Below are 19460 nucleotides of genomic sequence, written 5' to 3'. Positions count from 1 at the left end.
CTCGCGGACCGGCATCGGACGTGTGGGCGGTTCCTGCGTTGCGGGTGCAGGTACATGTGGCGGTGGCTCACGCGTCGCCAGTTCACGCGGCAGCGGCGGTTTGCGTTCGGGAACTTGTGCGTTCACGGTCGCAGGAGCCGGTGCGGTCGCAGGAGCCGGTGCGGGCGCAGGCGTCGGCGCAGCAGCCTGCACGTGCGGCCGCGGCGCGCCGGGTTCGCAACTGAGCCCTGGTATGCTGCCGCTCTCGCTGGCAGGCCGTCCTTCGATCAGCCACGATGGCAATGCAACACCTTGCCCCTTGGCGCGAGGCGTCAACGTATCGCGCATGCTGGCAGTCACCGCGCTGCGCTCCTGCGGTGTGGAAGCGCGATGCATTTGTGTACAGAAAGCGATCCGTTCATCGTCGCTGAGCAGCTCGGATGGAACGGCCGAGGGTTGGGCCAGCAGACGCTGTGCATGCGTGCCGAAAGCTAGCACCGCAGCACCGCAAATAAGCGTCCACCGGAAAGTCTTCGACAAACCGGAAAACGTAGTGGACATGAATCACCTCCGGGACATTCTCGGGAGCATTGCGTCGGGTCGATTCAGGGAGCGTCAATGAGCGCTTCGCTTAACGTCTTTGGAAACACAGCGGCACGCGTAGTCTTGCGGGGATAAGTTGCGTCGCGGGTACTGCAAAACCCAATCGCAGTGTAGCAAACCCATTTGCTTTCGCTGCACCCCAAAGGCCGCGCGCATTAGTCGATCTCCGCCATGTTCCAGCATGATCAACCCGAACTCGCACATTGCGGGTGCAAGTTCGCGGAGCGCGTCACGCAACGTTGCGCCCCTTATTCCGCAGCTATCGGGCGTGCGGTGTCGACCCGCAGTGCGAGATGGTGTGCGGCGGAATCGATGCTTAGGCTAGGACACAAAAGGCAGTTTCTGGTCGCGCGCGGCGGCGAGCATAGACAGGGTTATCTTGCGCACTTCGAGTTTGCTTTGCGTGATGTGCGCGCGCAGCAGAATGCTGGCTTCGGGCAGGCGGTTGCGTTCGATCAGGTGCAGCATCGTCGAGTGCTCGTCGTAGGTCGCACTGGTGCGATGCGGCTTCAGAAAATCGAGCCGCCGCACGATGCGGATGCGCTCGGTCACCTCGTTATGGACGCGAAGCATTTCCCGATTGCCGGTCGCGGCAACGAGCTGGCGGTGGAAGTTTTCGTCCATGCCGAACATGGTGACCGGGTCGCTCTCGCGCACCTCGGTCTCGACACACCAGACAGCCTTGAGCGGATCGATCGATTCATGCGGCGCATTGCCCGAAGTGAGGCGCTCGAGCGAGGCCAGTTCGAGGACAATGCGCAGATCGTAGAGCTGGTCCAGCTGCTCGAAGTTGATCTCCGAGACTTTCCAGCCGCGCCGGAACCCCACTTCCAGATAACCCTCGCGCTGCAGGCGAAACAGGCCATCCCGCATCGGCGTGCGCGAGACGCCGTAGTGTTGCGCGATATCGCTCTCGGAGAAGCGGTCGCCGGGGAACAGCCGGAAGCTGAAGATGTCGGTCTTCAGTTGCTGATAAACCTGCTCGGCCAGCGCGTTCGGAGCGTTCGGCGAGGGGCTTGCGGTACCACTGGTTGTACCGCTTCCAATTACGTTTGCAGCTACGTTTTCGCTCATATCAAGGCATTGCGATCAGACTGACATGGGCTGCGACGATTTTCCAACCTTGGTATGGCTGCGCCGCGGACTCGAGGCGTGCCCACGTCTGCATCTGGCGGCCGAGCAACGGCGTCGCGTCGCTAGTGAACTCGGTGCTGACGGTGGCGTAATCGTTGCCGAATGTAGTCACCACCGTTCGATGCAGGCGCCGCGAACGCGGCACCGGCGCGCAGGACGCGCGCCACGCACGAATCGCTTCGCCGCCGTGCTGGACTTCAGCAATTCCGTATCGCACGGTTTCAGGCGTATGCCAGAACAGCGCGTTCATCGCGTCAACGTCGTTGTCGACCAGCGCCCGTTCGTATTCGACGAAGGCCGCTGTCACTTCGGCGACGATCTCCGGCTTGTTGACTTCCATCCTCACAGTCCCTCTTTCAATGCCGCGAGAGGCGCGGTCCAGCCCACGATGCCGCCCTGCGAGCGGATCATCTCGAGGCTCGCCTGCTTGAACGCTGGAAAGTAGCTCGCGGTAGCGTCTTCGATCAACAGGCATTCGTAGCCACGGTCGTTCGCTTCGCGCATCGAGGTCTGTACGCAGACTTCGGTCGTGACGCCGGCAAACAGCAAATGCGTAATACTGCGCGCATTCAGCTCGCCGCTCAACGGCGTTGCATAAAACGCGCCCTTGCCTGGCTTGTCGATTACGAGTTCGCCGTCGAGGGGTGCGAGCGCGTCAACAATCGCATTGCCGGGTTCGCCGCGCACCAGAATTCTCCCCATCGGGCCGGGGTCGCCAATGCGCATCTGCGGCGCGCCGCGCAAGCGCTTCGCGGGTGGGCAATCGGAAAGATCCGGCGCGTGCGACTCGCGCGTGTGCACCACGAGCAAGCCGGCCTTGCGCGCGAGCGCCAATAGCTCCACGACCGTCGGCACGATCTGCGCGAGCAACGACACATCGTTGCCGAGCGATTCGCCAAAGCCGCCCGGCTCGATGAAATCGCGCTGCATGTCGATGATCACGAGCGCGGTGTAATGCGGCTCGAAAACAAACGGCGAGGGTAAAGCCTGAACTTCGCTGCTCATGGTTTAAACCTTGGTTTAAGCCTTGTTATAACGTGCGGGCGGCTTGCGCCGCCCGCCGTCACCGGTCCCATCTCTGCCCTGCTTGCCCATTGGCACGCAGTCACTTGCAACTACCCCCGTTTTTGTGCGGTCGTGCAACGCTCATCCTTAGACGTGTTCTAGTGCACTGCTTCATCTGTATGTCCCGCCATGTGCTGCCCCAACACCGAGCGCTCAGCGCTCGCTGCCGGTGTCTCATAGACCAGTCGTCCCTCCGCCATCACGGCGATGCGGTCGGCCAGTTCCAACAGTTCATCGAGGTCTTCGCTGACCAGCAGCACGGCCGCGCCTGCATCGCGCGCGGCGATCAGTCTCGCGTGGATATCGGCCACTGACGCGAAGTCCAGCCCAAACACCGGGTTCGCGACGATCAGCACATCGACCGGTTGTCCCAACTCGCGTGCCAGCACGGCGCGCTGCACATTGCCGCCCGATAGCGTGCCGATCATCCGCTCGGGCACGGGTGGCTTTACGTTGAAATCGCGGATCAGGTGCGTGGCCCGCTCGCGCATTGCCCGACGATCGAGCCGCCAGCCGCTGCGGCATACCGGCGTGCGGTCGAAGTCGCGCAAGGCGAGGTTTTCCGCCACACTCATCCCAGCGACGCAGGCGTTCCTGAGTGGCTCTTCGGGAATCGCAAACACACGCCGCATGGTCATCTGCTCGCGGGTGGCCTGGTAGGGCGCGCCGGCAATTTGCATCTCGCCTTCAACCGGTCGGCGTTGGCCGACCAGTGCCTCGACAAGTTCCTTCTGGCCATTGCCCGACACCCCCGCAAGGCCGAGAATCTCGCCGGCTCGCACCGACAGCGTGGCGTGCCGCACGGCGGTGTGGCCGCGGTCGTCCTGCACCGAGAGATCCCGCAGTTCCAGGCGGATTGCGGCCTTCGGATCGACCGGCTTGCGCGCTGGCCGCTCGGTGCGAATCTCCGCCAGCACGGGCGAATCCTGCCCGGCGGAGTCAGTTTGCACTGCCGAGCTTGTGCCCATCATCCAGCTCGCAAGTTGATCTCGATCGGTTTGCGCGACGGCCGTCGTGCCGACCTGCCGTCCTTTGCGCAACACGGTGACGTCGTCAGCGTAGGCCATTACTTCGCGGAATTTGTGCGTGATCATCAGCACCGTCAGCTCGCCGCGCGACGTGAGATCGCGCATCAGGCCGAGCACTTCGTCCGCTTCCTGCGGTGTGAGCACCGAGGTCGGCTCGTCGAGAATCAGAAAGCGTTGGCGCAGGTAAAGCTGTTTGAGAATTTCCAGCTTCTGCTTCTCGCCGGCCGCGAGTCCGGCGACCGGCGCTTCCAGCGGCAAGCTGAACGGCATGCGCGTCATGAACTCCGTCAAGGCCGCGCGTTCGCTCTTCCAGTCGATCCGCCAGGACAGGTGCCCACGCGCCAGCAACAGGTTCTCTTCCACCGAGAGGCCGGTTGCCAGCGTGAAATGCTGATACACCATGCCGATGCCGAGCGCCTGCGCATCGCGGGGCGAAGCGATTTTCACTTCGCGGCCGTCGGCGGTGATCTGTCCTTCGTCGAGCAGTCCATAGCCGACCAGTCCCTTCACCAGCGTGCTCTTGCCCGCGCCGTTTTCGCCGAGCAACGCGTGGATCGTGCCGGGTGCAACCTTGATCGAAACCTTGTCGAGCGCGCGAAACGTGCCGAACGTTTTTGAAGCACCCAGTACCTCGACGCCCAGGGCGTGCGTGGCGGCGTCCTGCGGCTGGTTGTAGGGGGCGGGAGTCGACATGATCGGTCAGCGCCCCAGCGTGGCAAGCATTGCCTGCGAATCGGACACCGTACCGAAGACGCCGCCCTGCATGGTGATCATGTGCAGCGCGGCGGCGTGGTTGCCCTTGTCGGTCGCACCACAGCAGTCCTCCAGCACCGTGCATTCGAAGCCGCGATCGTTCGCTTCGCGCATCGTCGTGTGGACACAGACATCGGTGGTGATGCCGGTCAGCACCAGATTGATAATGCCGCGCGTACGCAGGATCAGTTCGAGATCGGTCGCGCAGAACGAGCCTTTGCCGGGCTTGTCGATGATGATCTCGCCGGGGAACGGCGCGAGTTCGTCGATGATTTCCCAGCCCGGTTCGCCACGCACCAGAATGCGGCCGCACGGACCGTCGTCGCCGATACCCACGCCGTCCGTGCCAGCGCGGCGGCTACGCCAGCGTTTGTTGGCCGGCAGATCGGACAGGTCCGGGCGGTGACCTTCCCGCGTGTGAATGATCGTGAAGCCCTGCTCGCGCATCAGTGCGAGCACCCTGCTGATCGGTTCGATCGGGGCACGCGTGAGCGAGAGGTCGTAGCCCATCTTGTCGACATAGCCGCCGTGGCCGCAGAAATCCGTCTGCATGTCGATGATCACCAGCGCCGTGTTCTCCGGACGCAGGTCGCCGTCGTAGGGCCAGGGGTAAGGCTTCGCATCGATGAATCGGGTCATGGTGGTTGTCTCTTCAGGTTGGCGTCGCCAGGCGCTATGCGCGAACGCATGAGCACATCAGTCAGCACATCAGCGCGTCAGGCTCAGTTCGCCGGGTGCGCCGGCCAGTGTGCGATCAGGACGGCAATTGATGATCATGATCACGAGCGTTAGTACATACGGTGCAGCGTTATAGAGGTAGTAGCCGCTTGTCACGCCAATGCCCTGCAAAGCAGGCCCGAGCGCGCCGGCCGCACCGAACAGCAGCGCTGCAACGAGGCAACGCAGCGGTTGCCAGCGCGCGAAGATCACCAGTGCGACGGCCATCAAACCCTGGCCGCTCGAAAGCCCTTCGTTCCAGCTGCCCGGATACACGAGCGACAGATACGCCCCGCCCACGCCCGCGAAAAATCCGCCTATTGCGGTGGCTGCAATCCGGATGCGCGTGAGCGGATAACCCATCGCCCGCGCGGTCTCGGCGTGATCGCCGACGAGGCGCAGCGTCATGCCCCAGCGTGTGCTGCGCAGACCCCACTGCAGCAGGAATGCCAGCACGATGCCGATCACGAACAGCGGGCTGATATGCAGAGCGTTATGCAGTTGCGGCGAGACGGCCCAACCGCCGAGGTCGATCGATGGCAGCACCGGCGCCTGCGGCTGGATAAACGGCTTGCCGAGATAGAACGCGAGGCCAGTGCCGAGCAGCATCAAGGCAATGCCGAAGGCGATGTCGGAGACGCGCGGCAACGAGCACACGAGGCCGTGCAGACATCCGAATAGCAGACCAACAACGCCGGCTGCCAGAACGCCAAGCCAAGGCGAACCTGTCAGATACGAAGCGGCATAGCCGCTCATCGCGCCGGAAACGAGAATCCCTTCGAGACCGAGATTCACGCGGCCGCCCTTCTCCGTCAGGCATTCGCCGAGACTCACGAACAGATACGGCGTGCTCACGCGAATCGCGCCGGCCAGCAATGAGAGCAACAGGATCACCACAGGCGAATGCATATCAGGCATGAGTCTTCTCCAGTTGCACCGGCACTTCGGTCACCGCGAGCGCCTGCAGTTTCAGGCGCCACGCGACGATACGACCGCCCAGCGCTTCCCACGCAAGCAGGTTCGCGAAGAGCAACCCTTGCAGCACGAGCGTGGTCGCATCGGGCAGATCGAGGCGTCGTTGCAGCAGACTGCCGCTCGCTTCGATACCGCCAATCAGCACCGCGCACAACACGATGGCGAGCGGGTTCTGACGCGCGGCGAAGGCGACGAGAATGCCGCTATAGCCATAGCCCGCCAGTAACGAGGCATTCGCGCTGCCCTGCACCGCGGCCACTTCGAACATACCGGCAAGACCCGCTGCAGCGCCGCCCATCGAACAAGCCGCCAGCGCCAGCATGCCAACCGGCAAACCGACCAGACGGGCGGCACGGTTGCTGCCGCCCACCACCCGCATCGCGAAGCCCTTGGTGCTGTGCTTGACGAACACCCACGCCGCAATACAGGCCACCACGCCCCACAACAAACCCCAATGCACTTCGAGCCCCGGCAGCGAGCCGATCGTCATTGCGTCGGGCACGGGCAAGGTCGAGGGCTTGTTCAGACTCGCGGGATCGCGCAACGGTCCTTCGACCAGATGCTTGAATAGCGCAATCGCGATGTACGACATCAATAGACTGCTGATCGTCTCGTTGACGCCGCGCCATTGCCGCAATGCGCCGACCGCTCCGATCCAGATGCCGCCCGCCAGCATCCCCGCTACCGCCATCATAGGCGTCGCGAAGAGCCACGGCGTGCCGGCAGGCAAACACTGCGGTACCACGGCGGCGGCGAGACCGCCGAGCGCAAGCGCGCCCTCGCCGCCGATCACGATCAGCCCAACCTGTGCCGGCAAGGCGACGCACAACGCGGTCAGCATCAACGGTGAGGCCCGCAGCAAGGTACTTTGCCACGCAAACGACGAGCCAAACGCGCCCTGAAAAATCAGCCCAATGGCGTCGAGCGCCGGTGCGCCCTGTACCAGCAGGAACAGCCAGAACAGCAACAGCGTGCCCGCTAACGCGCACAGGGTCGGCAACGCAGGCAGCACCCCGAGCATCAGCCGGGCAGAACTCGCATTAGGGCGCATGGCCGCTCCTTAAGAGATGTTCGGACTGCGAATGCATCAGATCTGGCCCACGACACCCGAGACCAGATAGCTCATGCTTTCCAACGTGTAGTCGGTCTGGATATGGCTCGTGCCATCGGCGACCACCACGCCGCCCTTGTTGTCCTTGATCGGGCCTTTGAAGATCACGAACTCGCCGGACATCATTTTCGATTTCACGCCGTCGGCGTTCTGGCGTGCGTCGGGCGTGACTTTCGGGCCATACGCCGACATCTTCACGAAGCCTTCCTTGAGGCCGCCGCGCAAAACGTTCGGTTGCGGCTTGCCGGTTTGCGCGCCCGCCACCAGTTCCCTGTACGGCGTGGCCCAGTCCCATTCGGCACCGGTCAGATAACCCTTCGGCGCGAGCGCCGCCTGGCTTGCGTGATAGCCGCAACTCATGACACCGCGCTTTTCAGCGGTTTCGATCACGACCTTCGGGCCGTCGACGTGACAGGTCAGCACATCGCAGCCCTGATCGACGAGGCTGTTAGCCGACTCGGCTTCCTTGACCGGCATTGACCAGTCGCCCGTGAAAATCACGTGGGTGGTGATCGAAGGATCGACCGACTGCGCGCCCAGCGTGAAGGCGTTGATATTGCGCAGCACCTGGGGAATCGGCTTGGCAGCCACGAAACCGAGCTTCTTGCTCTTGCTCATATGGCCGGCAACGACGCCGTTCAGATACTGGCATTCGTCGATATAGCCGAAGTAGCTGGTGATATTCGACGGGTTGCCCTGCTTCCACAGACCGCCGCAATGTGCGAAGCGCACGTTTGGATATTTGGCGGCCATCTTCAGCACGTGCGGATCGAAGTAGCCAAACGAGGTGGCGAAGATCAAGGTAGCGCCGTCCTGCTCGATCATCGCTTCCATCGACTTCTGCACCGCGATGGTTTCCGGCACGTTCTCTTCTTCGACCACCTTGACGTTAGGGAGCGCCTTGATCACGTTAGCGGCAGTGGCTTGTGCCTGGTTATAGCCGTAATCGCCGCGTGCGCCAACATAGATCACGCCAACGGTCAGTTTGCTGGCGGCAAACACGGATTCGAACGGCAGCACCGCGCCGAGCGTCAGCAGGCTGGCATTCTTTAGAAAATGGCGACGATTGCTCATAGCGGATCCGGTCTCGTGTGGTTGAGGTTGATTGCAGTAATAGCAGTGGAAAACGGTGCGTCGAAGCGCGTGGGATTCATGAGTTCAATCTTGGATACAAGTTTGAACTCATAGAGCAGGAGTTATGCCAATTGATAGGCGCGCCGCGCGCAGCAGGGCGCAGAGGCTTATGCAGCAAGGATTTGCGGCGCGCCGTGTGACGGATCGCAAGAGCGCTGGGACAGTCCCGGCTGGCCGGAGGACGGCCTATGTTTGTGCGTCATTCCCCACAACGGGGCGATCGTGAACCGCGCAGGATCGTGCGCGATTTGCGATCGACGAGGGAGTGTCTGGATATTGGAAGGGACGGGACCGCGTGAGCGGCCTAAGCCACTGCCCTGCTACTCGGTGCTCGCCGCGACGCGAGCGGCCAACCTGGCGTCGTAGCTCGAATGCACATGCACCCGTTTCTGCTCCGGGTAGGCATACGTATACGCCTTGCGCAGGGCCAGCGACGCTTCATGGAAACCAGACAGAATCAGCTTTTGCTTGCTCGGATAGTTGGCGACATCGCCTACCGCGAAGATGCCGGGCCGCGAGCTTTCGTAGTTCGACGTATCGACGTCGATCCGGCCGGCGTGAAGGCTTAGGCCCCAGTCGGCGATGGGGCCGAGATTCGCCACCAGTCCATACAGCACCACAAGGTGATCCGCTTCGATCTGGGTGGCGCCGCCAATCTGGCGAATCTCGAGCGATTCGAGCTTGCCGTCGGGCGCGCTCAACCCACCGACCGCGCCGACCATGAACGTCATCTCGCCGGCCTCGACCGCACGGCGCATCTGCTCGACGCTCGAATCCACAGCACTGAAACCATTTCGCCGGTGCACCAGCGTCAGCTTGCGCGCTACCGAACGCAGTGCGAGCGCCCAATCTAGCGCCGAGTCGCCGCCGCCCGCCACAACCACGTTCTTGCCGGCGAAATCCGCGAGCCTGGGCACGCTGTAATGCACGTGGCGCCCTTCGAGTGGCACGGCCTCGTCCAACGTTAGCCGCTGCGGAGCAAAAGCGCCGTTGCCTGCTGCAAGCAGGATGGCGGCGGCATCGAACACGAGCCCCTGACCGGTCTTGACGGTCCAGCGGCCGTCGTCACGCTGTTCGACGGTGTCGACCCGTTGACCCAGATGAATCGGTACCTCGAAGGGTCGACACTGCTCCAGCAAACGCTCGACCAGTTCGCGTGCAGTGCACGACGGTATGGCCGGAATATCGTAGATCGGTTTGTCGGGATACAGCTCCGTGCATTGGCCGCCTATGCGGTCGAGTGCGTCGACAATGTGGCACGACAAGCCGATCACCCCTGCTTCGAACGCGGCAAAGAGTCCGACCGGGCCTGCGCCGACGATCAGTATGTCAGTGCGCAGTGGTACGTCAGGTGTCCCTTGCGAAGCATCTTGGCCGCTGGCTTGTTGCGGAGCAGGCGTTGCCTGTGATGCATCTGTCGACGGTACTGCTTCTGAAGTCATTCGGCGTCCTTGGGGGTAAGCGCGCGCGGTCGTCACCGGTCACGACCCTCCGCGCATGGCTCATCCACCATACAGATTCAGCCGCATCCCGGCAACGATGCCACCACGAACTGTGTGGACAGTACCGTCATCGCCATTATCGCCATTAGAATTGATGCATGATCCCGACGTACGCCCCCGTCTGCGACTCGCCTTGCAGAGGGCTTGTGCTGCCCGCGCCTTCGCGTGGATTGGCGAGCAGCGAGAAGTCGGCTTGCCTGCTGTTGTCCACGTAAGCGACCGTGCCATACAGGAAAGTCCGCTTGGTAAAGTTGTACGTTGTGCTGAGCGTGTACATCGAGGCGTGACCGGACGGATCGTGCAGCGCGTCACCGCCGCCATCGCCGACAATCACGTAGAAGCCCGCTGCGGTCACCGCCCACGTTGGATTGAAGGTGTAGGTCGCGCCCAGCCAGTAGTAATTCGCGCTGTCCGCGAGTCCGGCTGGCGTATCCGGCGCGGAGTAATGCGTATAGGCACCCTGGATCTTGACCGAGTCGAATTGCACGTTCGCCCCCGCGAAAAATTCGCGCGAACTGGTGAAGATGTTGGCGAACTGGCCGTTGCTGTCGCGTAGCTCGTCGTAGATGCCACGCACGTCGAACAGTGTCGAGTGATACGTCAGCATGATGCCGTCGGAGCGGCCGAACTGACCAACCGCGCCGTTGTTGAAAGCGCCCGGCTGATTGCCGAGTGCGTACTGGCCTTGCACGTCGAAACCGCCAAACACGGGGCTGTGATATTCGACGTTGTTGCTGGTCTGCTGCCAGTTGCGGCCGCGCACCAGCGAGGCGGATGAAAACGCCTGCTGCACCATTGGGTCGAATTCCCATACACCGTCGCTATCGATGAACAGATTGCGGCCGGCCTGCAGGGTGCCCCACTCGTCGCTCTTCAGCCCGGCGAACGCACGGCGCGAAAACAGCAAGCCACCGCTCGTGGTGCCGTTCTGCACCTGCAAACCGGTTTCCAACGTGAAGATGGCTTTGAGGCCCCCGCCCAGATCTTCCGCGCCTTTGAGGCCCAGCATGCTGGTGCCCCAGTCGCCGCCCTCGGCGGTCCAACTGTTCGCTGTGCCGCCGTTGCCTGTCGGCACGTGATTGACATACTGCAGACCGGCGTCAAGCCGCCCATACAACACGACGCTGGATTGTGCTTGCGCAAGAGGGCTCGCCACCAGCAAGGTAGCCACTAACGGTTCGCGTAGTTTCATTTTATTTTGCCGAATGCCATATAGTTATTGGCTTCACCCAAAAACGGGCTATCTCCTGGCCCTATGCGAGCGGGCTTTCGCGCCGCCGGACATATTGACTCTAGGTGAAAAACGCAGGCTGCGCAAAACAGCGTTGGGTGCATTCGACTGAGGCCCGATTGTGCGAATTGCTTAATTGATTGAGCGGATGGCGGTCAATTGAAAACAGCTTGCGGCGGCAATCCGGCTATCGGCAAATCGGCGCCCGCAGATGGAACCGGCCTGCGCCAGCTCGCAGGTCCGGGATAAGATAGACGTTTGCTCCTGGCCAGCACGGCTGAACCCGATCGATACGCTCCGATGAACGCTCCTGAATTGACTGAAGCTGAACACCTTGGCCTCTACCTGCGCGCCGCCGAAACCGGCGACGAGTGGTGGCGCGTCAGCGTGGCGGACCGGCCGCAAACCTATCGCCTCGAACACGGCGTGCAGCATGCCGAAAGCAATGGCGCCGTCGATATCGACCTGGTGGTCGATGCGGAAAACCTGCGCGCCAAACTGAAGAAGTGGCATCGGGAAGGCTTCGTCTTCGAGGCACGCGGTGCGGTGCCCGAAGCGGATGCACTGCAACGCGCTGCGTTTATGCCGGATCTTCAGCGAGCGGCAGCGCAGCGGCGCGCGAGTGCTGGCGCCGCTGGCTCCGGCTCCGGTGAGGCCCGCGCCGCCACCGTGCGGATCGGCGAAGTCGACGTGCCCTGCGGCGCCGGCGGCCCGCTCGTGCCGCGCATCAACCCTGCCTATCTGTTCTCCGAGCGCTTTAACGACATCGTCGAAGATATCGTCGAGAACAAACGCGTCATGTTGATCGGCCACACCGGCGCGGGCAAGACCAGTCTGATCGAACAGGTGGCGGCGCGCGCGGATCATGGCGTGGTGCGCTCGAACATGAACGGCCAGACGACCGTGGGCGATTTCGTCGGCTTCTGGACGGTTAAGGGCGGCGAGACGCTCTGGGTCGACGGCGTACTGCCCACCGCCATGCGCGAGGGACTCTGGCTGATCGTCGACGAGATCGACTTCGCCGAGCCGTCGATTCTCGCCGCGCTGACCGCCGTGCTCGAACCGCATGGCCGCCTCACGCTGAAGGAAAAAGGCAACGAGGTCGTGGCGCCGCATCCGGCGTTTCGCCTGTTCGGCACGGCCAATGCGGTCGGCGCGATGAGCCAGTTCCGCCATCTGTACCAGGGCGCGAATCTGATGAACGAGGCGTTTCTCGACCGGTGGCGCGTCTACCTGCTCGACTATCTCTCGCCAGCCGAAGAGGCCGACGTGTTGATGCGCACTCTCGCTCCACATATGACGCCTACCGTCGCCGCTACGCTCGCGGCGATCGCCGCCGATTGCCGTACTGCTTTTGCACGCGAGGATCTCGCGAGCGCTTTCTCCACCCGGCGGCTGCTCGACTGGGCCGAACTGATGTTGCGCACCGGCGACCCTGAGCGCGCAGCCGGCCCTGCTATCTACGCCAAGGTCAGCCCGGAAGACGCCACGCTGATCCGCGGCATCATTCGTCACCACATCGCTCCCGCGGAGTGAGCGCGATGCACGCGGCGCGCGACGCCAAAGGTTTCGAGTTCGAATCCGCGCTCAGCAAGATAGCGCGCGTCCTCACGGGACAATACGGCGTGAGCGTGGTATTCAGTCCGGATGGACCGCGGGTTGAGCGCGGACGGATCGTCATTCCCGACTACGAGGTCGGCGATACCCTATCGACCGATGTGCTGGTCGGCTATCTCGACCTGCTGGTGGCCCGTGCAAAACATTCGGCCCTCCCGCAACTCGAAGCGCTGCCGCGCGGTGTCGAGGCGAACCTCGCGCAGGTGATCGAAGACCGGCGCGTGTGTGCCCAGTTGCTCGACGAGTATCCCGGTGCGCGCTGGTTTATCGGCAAGCTGCGTGCACATGCTGCGGCCCGCATGCAGCAAGGCTGGAATCGTCTGCGCTGGCGCGAGCGCTTCATCTGGCGCGTCGAGCGCATGCTATGGGGCGAAGCTAGCAGCGGCGCGGAAAACAGCCAGTCGCTTTCTGCCGCGCTAGTGGCCGCGCAGGATCTGCTCGAACGGGCGAGTCGCAGCCGGTCAACCGCCGACAGCATCGCCGCCGCGCAGGAGATTCTGGCGCGGGTCCGGGCGCTATCTGCGGGCGACGTCAATAACATGATGTTCACGGGCGGTACCGCCGAGGACATCGATACCGATCCGCTGCGCGCTTCGTTCGAGCCGTTCGAAAGCGACGGTACGCGCGCCGGCGAAGAGAACGCGGCGGCTGCGCCGCTGGACCCGGGCGGTGGCGCCGAGGCCTTGAACGGCGCTGGTATGGGGCACGCGCTGGCCGATGTGCAACCGTCCGCCGCGCGTGCGGACAGCACGGTACAACCGCTGCGCGCATCTGCCCGGATGGTGATGTCGATCCCGCTTGCCACCGAATTCGACGTGGTCAACGACCAGACGGGTCGCGGTGACCTGGCCGCCTGGCGCAAACTCCGTATGCGTGCTCGGGCCGAAACCGCGCAACTCAAGGAAAAACTCGAACGCGCACTCAGCGCCGACGAGCGAACGCGCTGGCGGCGCGAGCAGGAGCGCGGCGAGATCGACCGGCCGTCGCTGGCGAAGCTCGCCACGTCGCCGGGCTATCGCACGCCGTTCAAGGTGAAACGCGCCACCAAAGGACGCGACGTGGCCGTCACCCTGCTGATCGATCGCAGCGGTTCGATGGCCGGCCGCAAGATCGAACTGGCCCAGTTGTGCGCGGCCGCGCTAGGCGATGCGCTGACCCAGTTGGGCTTCGATTGCGAGGTGCTCGGCTACAGCTCCATCGAATCCCCGCAGATGAAGCAGCTGTACGCGCGGCAGAAGGCCGCGGGCGCGGATTTGCACCGCTATAACCGGCTCGTCGAGCGGCTCGATCTGCAGATCTATAAACGTTTCGGCACAGCCGATCTGAGCGGCCTCACCGGCATCGACTGTGGCCATGAGAACCCGGATGGCGAAGCGCTTGCGTGGGCAGCGACGCGGCTCGCCGATCATGCCGCCGAGCGCCGCATCCTGATGGTGTTCTCCGATGGCTATCCGGCCACGGGCGACGGCGATCCGCTGGTGTTGCGCAGCGATCTGCGGCAACGCGTGGCGGCGATCCAGAAGACCGGTATCGAGCTGGTGGGGATCGGCGTGCTGACCGATGCGGTGGAAGCGTTTTATCCCCACAACGTGGTGGTGAGCCGGCTCTCAGAACTGCCATCGACGGTATTTTCCGTGTTGAGCGCGATGTTGCTGAAGCGGTAGGGACAATTCAAAGCAGATTCAAACGCGCAGATTCAAAGCGCATTCAACGGAATCCTCAGATAGCGCACGCCGTTTGCCTCCGCCTCAGGCAACGCTCCGGCCCGGATGTTCACCTGAATGGCGGGAAGGATCAGTGTTGGCATCTCGAGCGTGCGGTCGCGCGCCGTGCGCATTGCAACGAACTCGTCCTCCGTGACACCGTCGCGCAAGTGGATGTTGCTGCGCCGCTGCTCGGCCACCGTGGTTTGCCATTGCGGCTCGCGCGTCGAGGGCGGGTAATCGTGGCACATGAAGAGCCGCGTCTGCGCCGGCAGCGCGAGCAGCTTCTGCACGGAGCGGTATAGCATCCGCGCGTCGCCGCCCGGAAAGTCGCAACGCGCCGACCCGACATCCGGCATGAACAGCGTGTCGCCGACAAACACCGCATCGCCGATCTGGTACGCCATGTCTGCTGGCGTATGGCCCGGCACATGCAGCGCCCGCGCCTGCAACGCGCCGATGCTGAACGTTTCGTTCGCCGCGAACAGATGGTCGAACTGTCTGCCGTCAGCGTGGAGCTCTGCACCGAGATTGAAGACGCTCTTGAAGACCCCTTGCACCGCGCGGATGTTTTCGCCGATCGCGATGCGGCCGCCCAGCGCTTCCTTCAGGTAAGGCGCCGCCGACAGGTGATCGGCGTGCGCGTGCGTCTCGAGCAGCCACGCCACCTGCAAACTGTGCTCGCGCACGAACGCGACCACCCGCTCCGCCGACTCGGTCGACGTGCGCCCGGCTTTCGGGTCGTAATCGAGTACCGGATCAATCACCGCGCAGGCGGAGCTGTCGCCCGCGTGGACCACATAGGTCACGGTCGAGGTGGCGTGATCGAAAAAAGCTTCAATGAGGGGCGGCATGGTCGATTCCCGGCAAGCGGTTCAAAGCCACATTATTCGCCATTCCGCGCCGGCAGCGGCGCTCGGGCATACCTATGCGTCACGTGTCGACCCACCAAGGGTTTGACTCTAGACAATTGCGGGCAGCGCATGCCGATAATCCGATGAGGGCCGCCGGGCCGCGCCGCCCCACGGACTGACCTACATAACAAGCACCTCACGGAGTGTGCATGCGCAAGCTCGGATTCAAGCAGAAACTCTGGCTGCCGCTTCTCGTCAGCCTGACCGCCCTGCTGCTGGTATCGATCTCCGCTGCCTGGCTGTCCTACCAGACACGAATCGAAGAGCGCAAGAACGATCTGGTCAATGTTGCGCATATCGGCCTGTCGATTGTCGAGGAGTACGCTGCACTTGCGAAGGCCGGCACTCTTACCGAGGATCAGGCTCGCAAGCAGGCGCTCGCCCGGCTGCGTGACATCCGCTATGGCGAGGACGGCTACTTCCTCGTCATCAATTCGCGGCCGCAGATGGTGATGCATCCGATGAAACCGGCGATGAACGGCAAGGATCTGGGCGACGTCGCCGACGCCGACGGCCGCCACCACTACGTCGCTTTCGCCTCGACCGCGCAGGCGCCGCAAGGCGGCTTCGTCGACTACGTGTTTCCCCGGCCGCATGTCACGCCGGCCAAGGCGGTCGACAAGCTCGGCTACGTCGTACGTTATGCCCCTTGGGACTGGATCATCGCCACCGGCGCCTACACCGACGATATCGCCGCGGCGTTCCATAACTCCCTGTATGCAGCGGGCGGCGTGTTCCTCGTGCTGGCCGTGCTGCTGGCGTTGCTGGTCGCGCTCATCAACCGCAGCATCGAACGCACGATCGGCGGCGATCCACACTACGCCGCCGACGTTACAGAAGCGATAGCCTCGGGCAACCTCGCCATCGGCATCCGCACGCGCAGGAACGATACCGATAGCCTGATGCTGACCATCCGGCGCATGCGCGATGCGCTCAAACACACTGTCGGCGAGATTCGCGGCGTGGCCGACAACGTGGCCGTCACCGCTCGCCAGATTGCCAGCGGCAATGCGGACCTCTCGGCACGCACCGAGAGCCAGGCGGCCGCGCTGCAGCAAACCGCGTCGAGCCTCGAAGAAATGACCTCGATGGTGCATCAGACCGCGGAGAATGCCCGCAGCGCGAGCCAGCTCGCGACCAACGCCGCGCAGGTCACCGACCGCGGTGGCGCGATGGTGATCGAAGTGGTCGCCACCATGCGCGACATCTCCAACGAATCGCAGAAGATGGTCGACATCATTGCAGTGATCGAAGGCATCGCCTTTCAGACCAATATCCTCGCGTTGAACGCCGCCGTCGAAGCCGCGCGGGCCGGTGAGGAAGGCCGTGGCTTCGCGGTGGTGGCGAGTGAAGTGCGCAATCTGGCGCAGCGCAGCGCGAGTGCTGCCAAGGAAATTCGCGGGCTGATCCAGAACGCCGTGAGCAAGGTCGGCGCGGGCGCCGAGCTGGTCGAAAGGACAGGTGCGACGATTCAGGAAGCGCAAGACGCGATGGCGCGTGTGACCAGTATCGTGCAGGAGATCGCTTTGGCGGTGGCGCAACAGAGCGAGGGAATCGAGCAGATCAACGTGGCCGTCACGCAGATGGACAACGTGACTCAACAGAATGCCGCGCTCGTCGAGCAGGCGGCTGCGGCTGCACTGTCTTTCGAGGATCAGTCGCGGCAGCTGCAAGCGGCCGTGGCGGCGTTCGACGTGGGGGAAACTTCGCACGGCTCAGCAGTACAGCATTGAATCTCTGGCGCCGCGTTTTAAAGCTGAACCGGTGCTGCGCCCCAAGGGTTACCCGGCGCCGCCCGGGTTGGCCCAGGTCATCCCAGGTGCGGGTTGAAGTCGTACTGTTCGATCTGGCCACCGCGCGCTACCAACGCTGTACGCTCCGGAATCTCCTCCCACCAGCCGGGCAGATCCACCAGCGGCTCGGACAACACGAGGAATGCATCGTCGCCGGCCGCGGTGATACGCGCATCGTGCGGATACAACTCATGCAGGTGGTGGAACGACGTGCTGTGAAACAACGTGCGCGAGTCGCGCTCGCTCGAATAACGCACGGCGATGATCTGCTCGCCATCGGTCGCGCAGACTGTCATGTTCAGCGGCTGTTCGACGCCGTTCTTGTGGCCCGTGGCTTCGACAAAAGCGACCATCCGCTCCAGTGCGGTGACCGGCGTCAACTCCAGGCCGAAGGTCAGCGCAAGATAGAACAACACTTCGGAATCGGTCGAACCCTCAATCGACGGGAACAGGTCAGGCTTGATCGCCAGCATCAGTTCGCGTCGCACCGCCGGGTAATTGCGCACGAGGCCGTTATGCATGAATAGCCAGCGTCCGTGGCGAAACGGATGGCAGTTGGTTTCCTGAGCGGGGGTATCGGTGGCCGCGCGAATATGCGCGACGAAGAGCGGCGAGTGAATCGCGCGGGCAGCTTCGCGCAGGTTCCGGTCGCTCCACGCGGGCTGCATGCAGCGGTAGCGAAACGGGATGTCGGTGGGACGCCCGTACCAGCCAATGCCGAAGCCGTCGCCGTTGGTGGTGGTTTTGCCGAGGCGCGAATGCAGGCTTTGATCGATCAACGAATGTTTGGCGCGGAACAGAACCGTCTCGAGTTGGACGGGATTGCCGGTGTAGGCCAGCCAGCGACACATGAGGGACCTCCAATGACTACTTAGGTGGCAACTGCGCAATAGGAATCAGAAACTCCGAAAACCCCGTCAATATGATCTGCACGCCGATGCACAGCAGCAGAAACGACGACACCCGCATCGCCACCTTGGTGCCTTCGACGCCAAGATAGCGGGCAAAAATGACGGCACGGCTATACGTGATGTAGACCACCACCGCCACGATGATCGAGATCACAACCGAGGCGATGCTCGACAGCACGAACTCGGACAGCTTGTGGGTTCGGTTCGCATTCAGCGCGATCGCCGTGGCCAACGAACCGGGCCCGGTGGTCAACGGCACCGTCAGCGGGAAGAAAGCTCGGGAGGTGGCGTTCTCCGCATCGACACGCTTGACGGCCGGTTCCGCCGGTGGCGTATCGGGCGCATTGAGCATGTTCCAGCCGGCGACCGCCACGGCCAGTCCGCCGCCGATGCGCAGCGCCTCCATGGAAATGCCGAAAAAATGCAGAACAGGCGTGCCGAGGAAGAATGCGACGAGCAGCACGCACATCACGTTAATGGCGATCTTGCGTGCGAGCGCGGTGCGCTCTTCAGTGGTCAGCGATGCAGTCCGGTCAAGGAAGACGAAGGCAATACCGAATGGATTGATGATGCTGATCAATCCGATAAACCCAAACATAATGTCCGAGATCAGACTTTCCACCATGTTGGCGATCCGCATCGAGCGACGGCTGATGGGCCCCAGCGGGGACGCGATGAGCCATCGGATTGTGTCTGGCTGGGCGGGACCTGCTTCCCCACCCAGATCGTTGTTCTGGTGCTGCGCGGCCAGACCATGCGGGCAAACCCGATTGCCGTAGACACCCATGGCCACCCTATGGTCGTACGCCTAATCATATCCCGGCCGCTCCCGTTACGACTGCCCTACTCCCAAAGCCTTCAAATTGCCTACATCTTTTTGACGACCTTTACGGACCAGAGCCATCTGGCATATAAAGTCGGGACGGAAGACTGGCTTCCCCAGACGCACCTACCCGTTCGAGGAGTTGCTCCCCATGTTCCTTCGCATTCTCGCCGCGCTGCCGTTTATCGGCATTCTGCTCGGCGTGCCGTTCGTCAACCGTGTCGAGCCACTCGTGCTGGGCATGCCGTTCGTGCTCGCCTGGATCGTCCTATGGGTGATCCTGATCTCGGTCATCATGGCGATCGTCTACCGGTTCGATCCCACCAACCGTCAGACCGCCGTCGATACCGAAGAGGCCCGATCATGAGCAGCGCTCTCGTTATCATTGCCCTCTTCACGGCGTTCGCGCTGTTTCTCGGGCTTCGCGCCAAGCGCGGTCACGACATGAGTCTCGAACAATGGACCGT

General features: G+C 63.0%; 17 protein-coding genes and 1 pseudogene. 4 read left to right on the top strand and 14 right to left on the bottom strand.

What is annotated here, in order from left to right:
* The 11 genes and pseudogenes from M0954_RS15420 to M0954_RS15370 form a co-directional block, all read right to left on the bottom strand.
* A pseudogene (locus M0954_RS15420) lies at positions 1-540 on the bottom strand (hypothetical protein); the annotation flags it as partial.
* 363 nt (positions 541-903) lie between these two features.
* A complete protein-coding gene (locus M0954_RS15415; RefSeq protein ID WP_122156011.1) occupies positions 904-1656 on the bottom strand; it encodes a GntR family transcriptional regulator in 753 nt (250 codons plus the stop codon).
* 1 nt (position 1657) lies between these two features.
* A complete protein-coding gene (gene hpxZ, locus M0954_RS15410) occupies positions 1658-2056 on the bottom strand; it encodes an oxalurate catabolism protein HpxZ (RefSeq protein WP_123387213.1) in 399 nt (132 codons plus the stop codon).
* 2 nt (positions 2057-2058) lie between these two features.
* Entirely contained in the window at positions 2059-2721 is a 663-nt protein-coding gene (locus tag M0954_RS15405) for a cysteine hydrolase (RefSeq protein ID WP_122156013.1), read from the bottom strand.
* 158 nt (positions 2722-2879) lie between these two features.
* Positions 2880-4502: an ABC transporter ATP-binding protein gene (locus tag M0954_RS15400; protein WP_133894742.1), complete on the bottom strand. Its 1623-nt coding sequence runs from the start codon at positions 4500-4502 to the stop codon at positions 2880-2882.
* 6 nt (positions 4503-4508) lie between these two features.
* Positions 4509-5201: a cysteine hydrolase family protein gene (locus tag M0954_RS15395; protein ID WP_133894741.1), complete on the bottom strand. Its 693-nt coding sequence runs from the start codon at positions 5199-5201 to the stop codon at positions 4509-4511.
* Between the two features lie 69 nt (positions 5202-5270).
* Positions 5271-6197: an ABC transporter permease gene (locus M0954_RS15390; protein WP_122156016.1), complete on the bottom strand. Its 927-nt coding sequence runs from the start codon at positions 6195-6197 to the stop codon at positions 5271-5273.
* Complete coding sequence (locus tag M0954_RS15385) at positions 6190-7305, bottom strand: ABC transporter permease (protein ID WP_297354125.1); 1116 nt, start codon at positions 7303-7305, stop codon at positions 6190-6192. Before M0954_RS15385 ends, M0954_RS15390 begins: the two co-directional genes overlap by 8 nt.
* Positions 7306-7341: 36 nt before the next feature.
* Positions 7342-8439: a BMP family ABC transporter substrate-binding protein gene (locus tag M0954_RS15380; protein ID WP_297354123.1), complete on the bottom strand. Its 1098-nt coding sequence runs from the start codon at positions 8437-8439 to the stop codon at positions 7342-7344.
* A 380-nt stretch (positions 8440-8819) separates the two neighbouring features.
* Positions 8820-9941, bottom strand: coding sequence for an NAD(P)/FAD-dependent oxidoreductase (locus M0954_RS15375; protein WP_297354121.1), 1122 nt, complete (start codon positions 9939-9941; stop codon positions 8820-8822).
* 145 nt (positions 9942-10086) lie between these two features.
* Positions 10087-11193, bottom strand: a complete 1107-nt coding sequence (locus M0954_RS15370; protein WP_208297255.1) for a porin — start codon at positions 11191-11193, stop codon at positions 10087-10089.
* Positions 11194-11532: 339 nt separating this feature from the next.
* Here M0954_RS15370 and M0954_RS15365 point away from each other — a divergent pair, with 339 nt between their 5' ends.
* A complete protein-coding gene (locus M0954_RS15365) occupies positions 11533-12768 on the top strand; it encodes an AAA family ATPase (RefSeq protein WP_297354119.1) in 1236 nt (411 codons plus the stop codon).
* 5 nt (positions 12769-12773) lie between these two features.
* Positions 12774-14513: a cobalamin biosynthesis protein CobT gene (locus tag M0954_RS15360; protein WP_297354117.1), complete on the top strand. Its 1740-nt coding sequence runs from the start codon at positions 12774-12776 to the stop codon at positions 14511-14513.
* 32 nt (positions 14514-14545) lie between these two features.
* Here M0954_RS15360 and M0954_RS15355 read toward each other — a convergent pair whose 3' ends face one another.
* Positions 14546-15406: an MBL fold metallo-hydrolase gene (locus tag M0954_RS15355; protein ID WP_297354115.1), complete on the bottom strand. Its 861-nt coding sequence runs from the start codon at positions 15404-15406 to the stop codon at positions 14546-14548.
* 209 nt (positions 15407-15615) lie between these two features.
* Between M0954_RS15355 and M0954_RS15350 the strand changes: the two genes are divergently transcribed.
* Entirely contained in the window at positions 15616-17199 is a 1584-nt protein-coding gene (locus M0954_RS15350; RefSeq protein WP_297354114.1) for a methyl-accepting chemotaxis protein, read from the top strand.
* Between the two features lie 77 nt (positions 17200-17276).
* Here the strand turns inward: M0954_RS15350 and M0954_RS15345 are convergent, their stop codons facing one another.
* Positions 17277-18110, bottom strand: coding sequence for a class II glutamine amidotransferase (locus tag M0954_RS15345; protein WP_123387203.1), 834 nt, complete (start codon positions 18108-18110; stop codon positions 17277-17279).
* A 16-nt stretch (positions 18111-18126) separates the two neighbouring features.
* Positions 18127-18795: a MarC family protein gene (locus tag M0954_RS15340; protein WP_123387561.1), complete on the bottom strand. Its 669-nt coding sequence runs from the start codon at positions 18793-18795 to the stop codon at positions 18127-18129.
* Positions 18796-19144: 349 nt separating this feature from the next.
* Here M0954_RS15340 and M0954_RS15335 point away from each other — a divergent pair, with 349 nt between their 5' ends.
* Positions 19145-19360 carry a DUF3311 domain-containing protein gene (locus M0954_RS15335; protein WP_122156025.1) on the top strand — a complete coding sequence of 72 codons (216 nt, stop codon included), beginning with the start codon at positions 19145-19147 and terminating at the stop codon, positions 19358-19360.
* Positions 19361-19460: the final 100 nt, after the last annotated feature.

The sequence above is a fragment of the Paraburkholderia sp. genome, assembly GCF_026225065.1.
Classification (GTDB): Bacteria; Pseudomonadota; Gammaproteobacteria; order Burkholderiales; family Burkholderiaceae; genus Paraburkholderia.
Note: the sequence above shows the minus strand (reverse complement) of the source record. Positions and strands in the feature narration are given on the sequence as shown.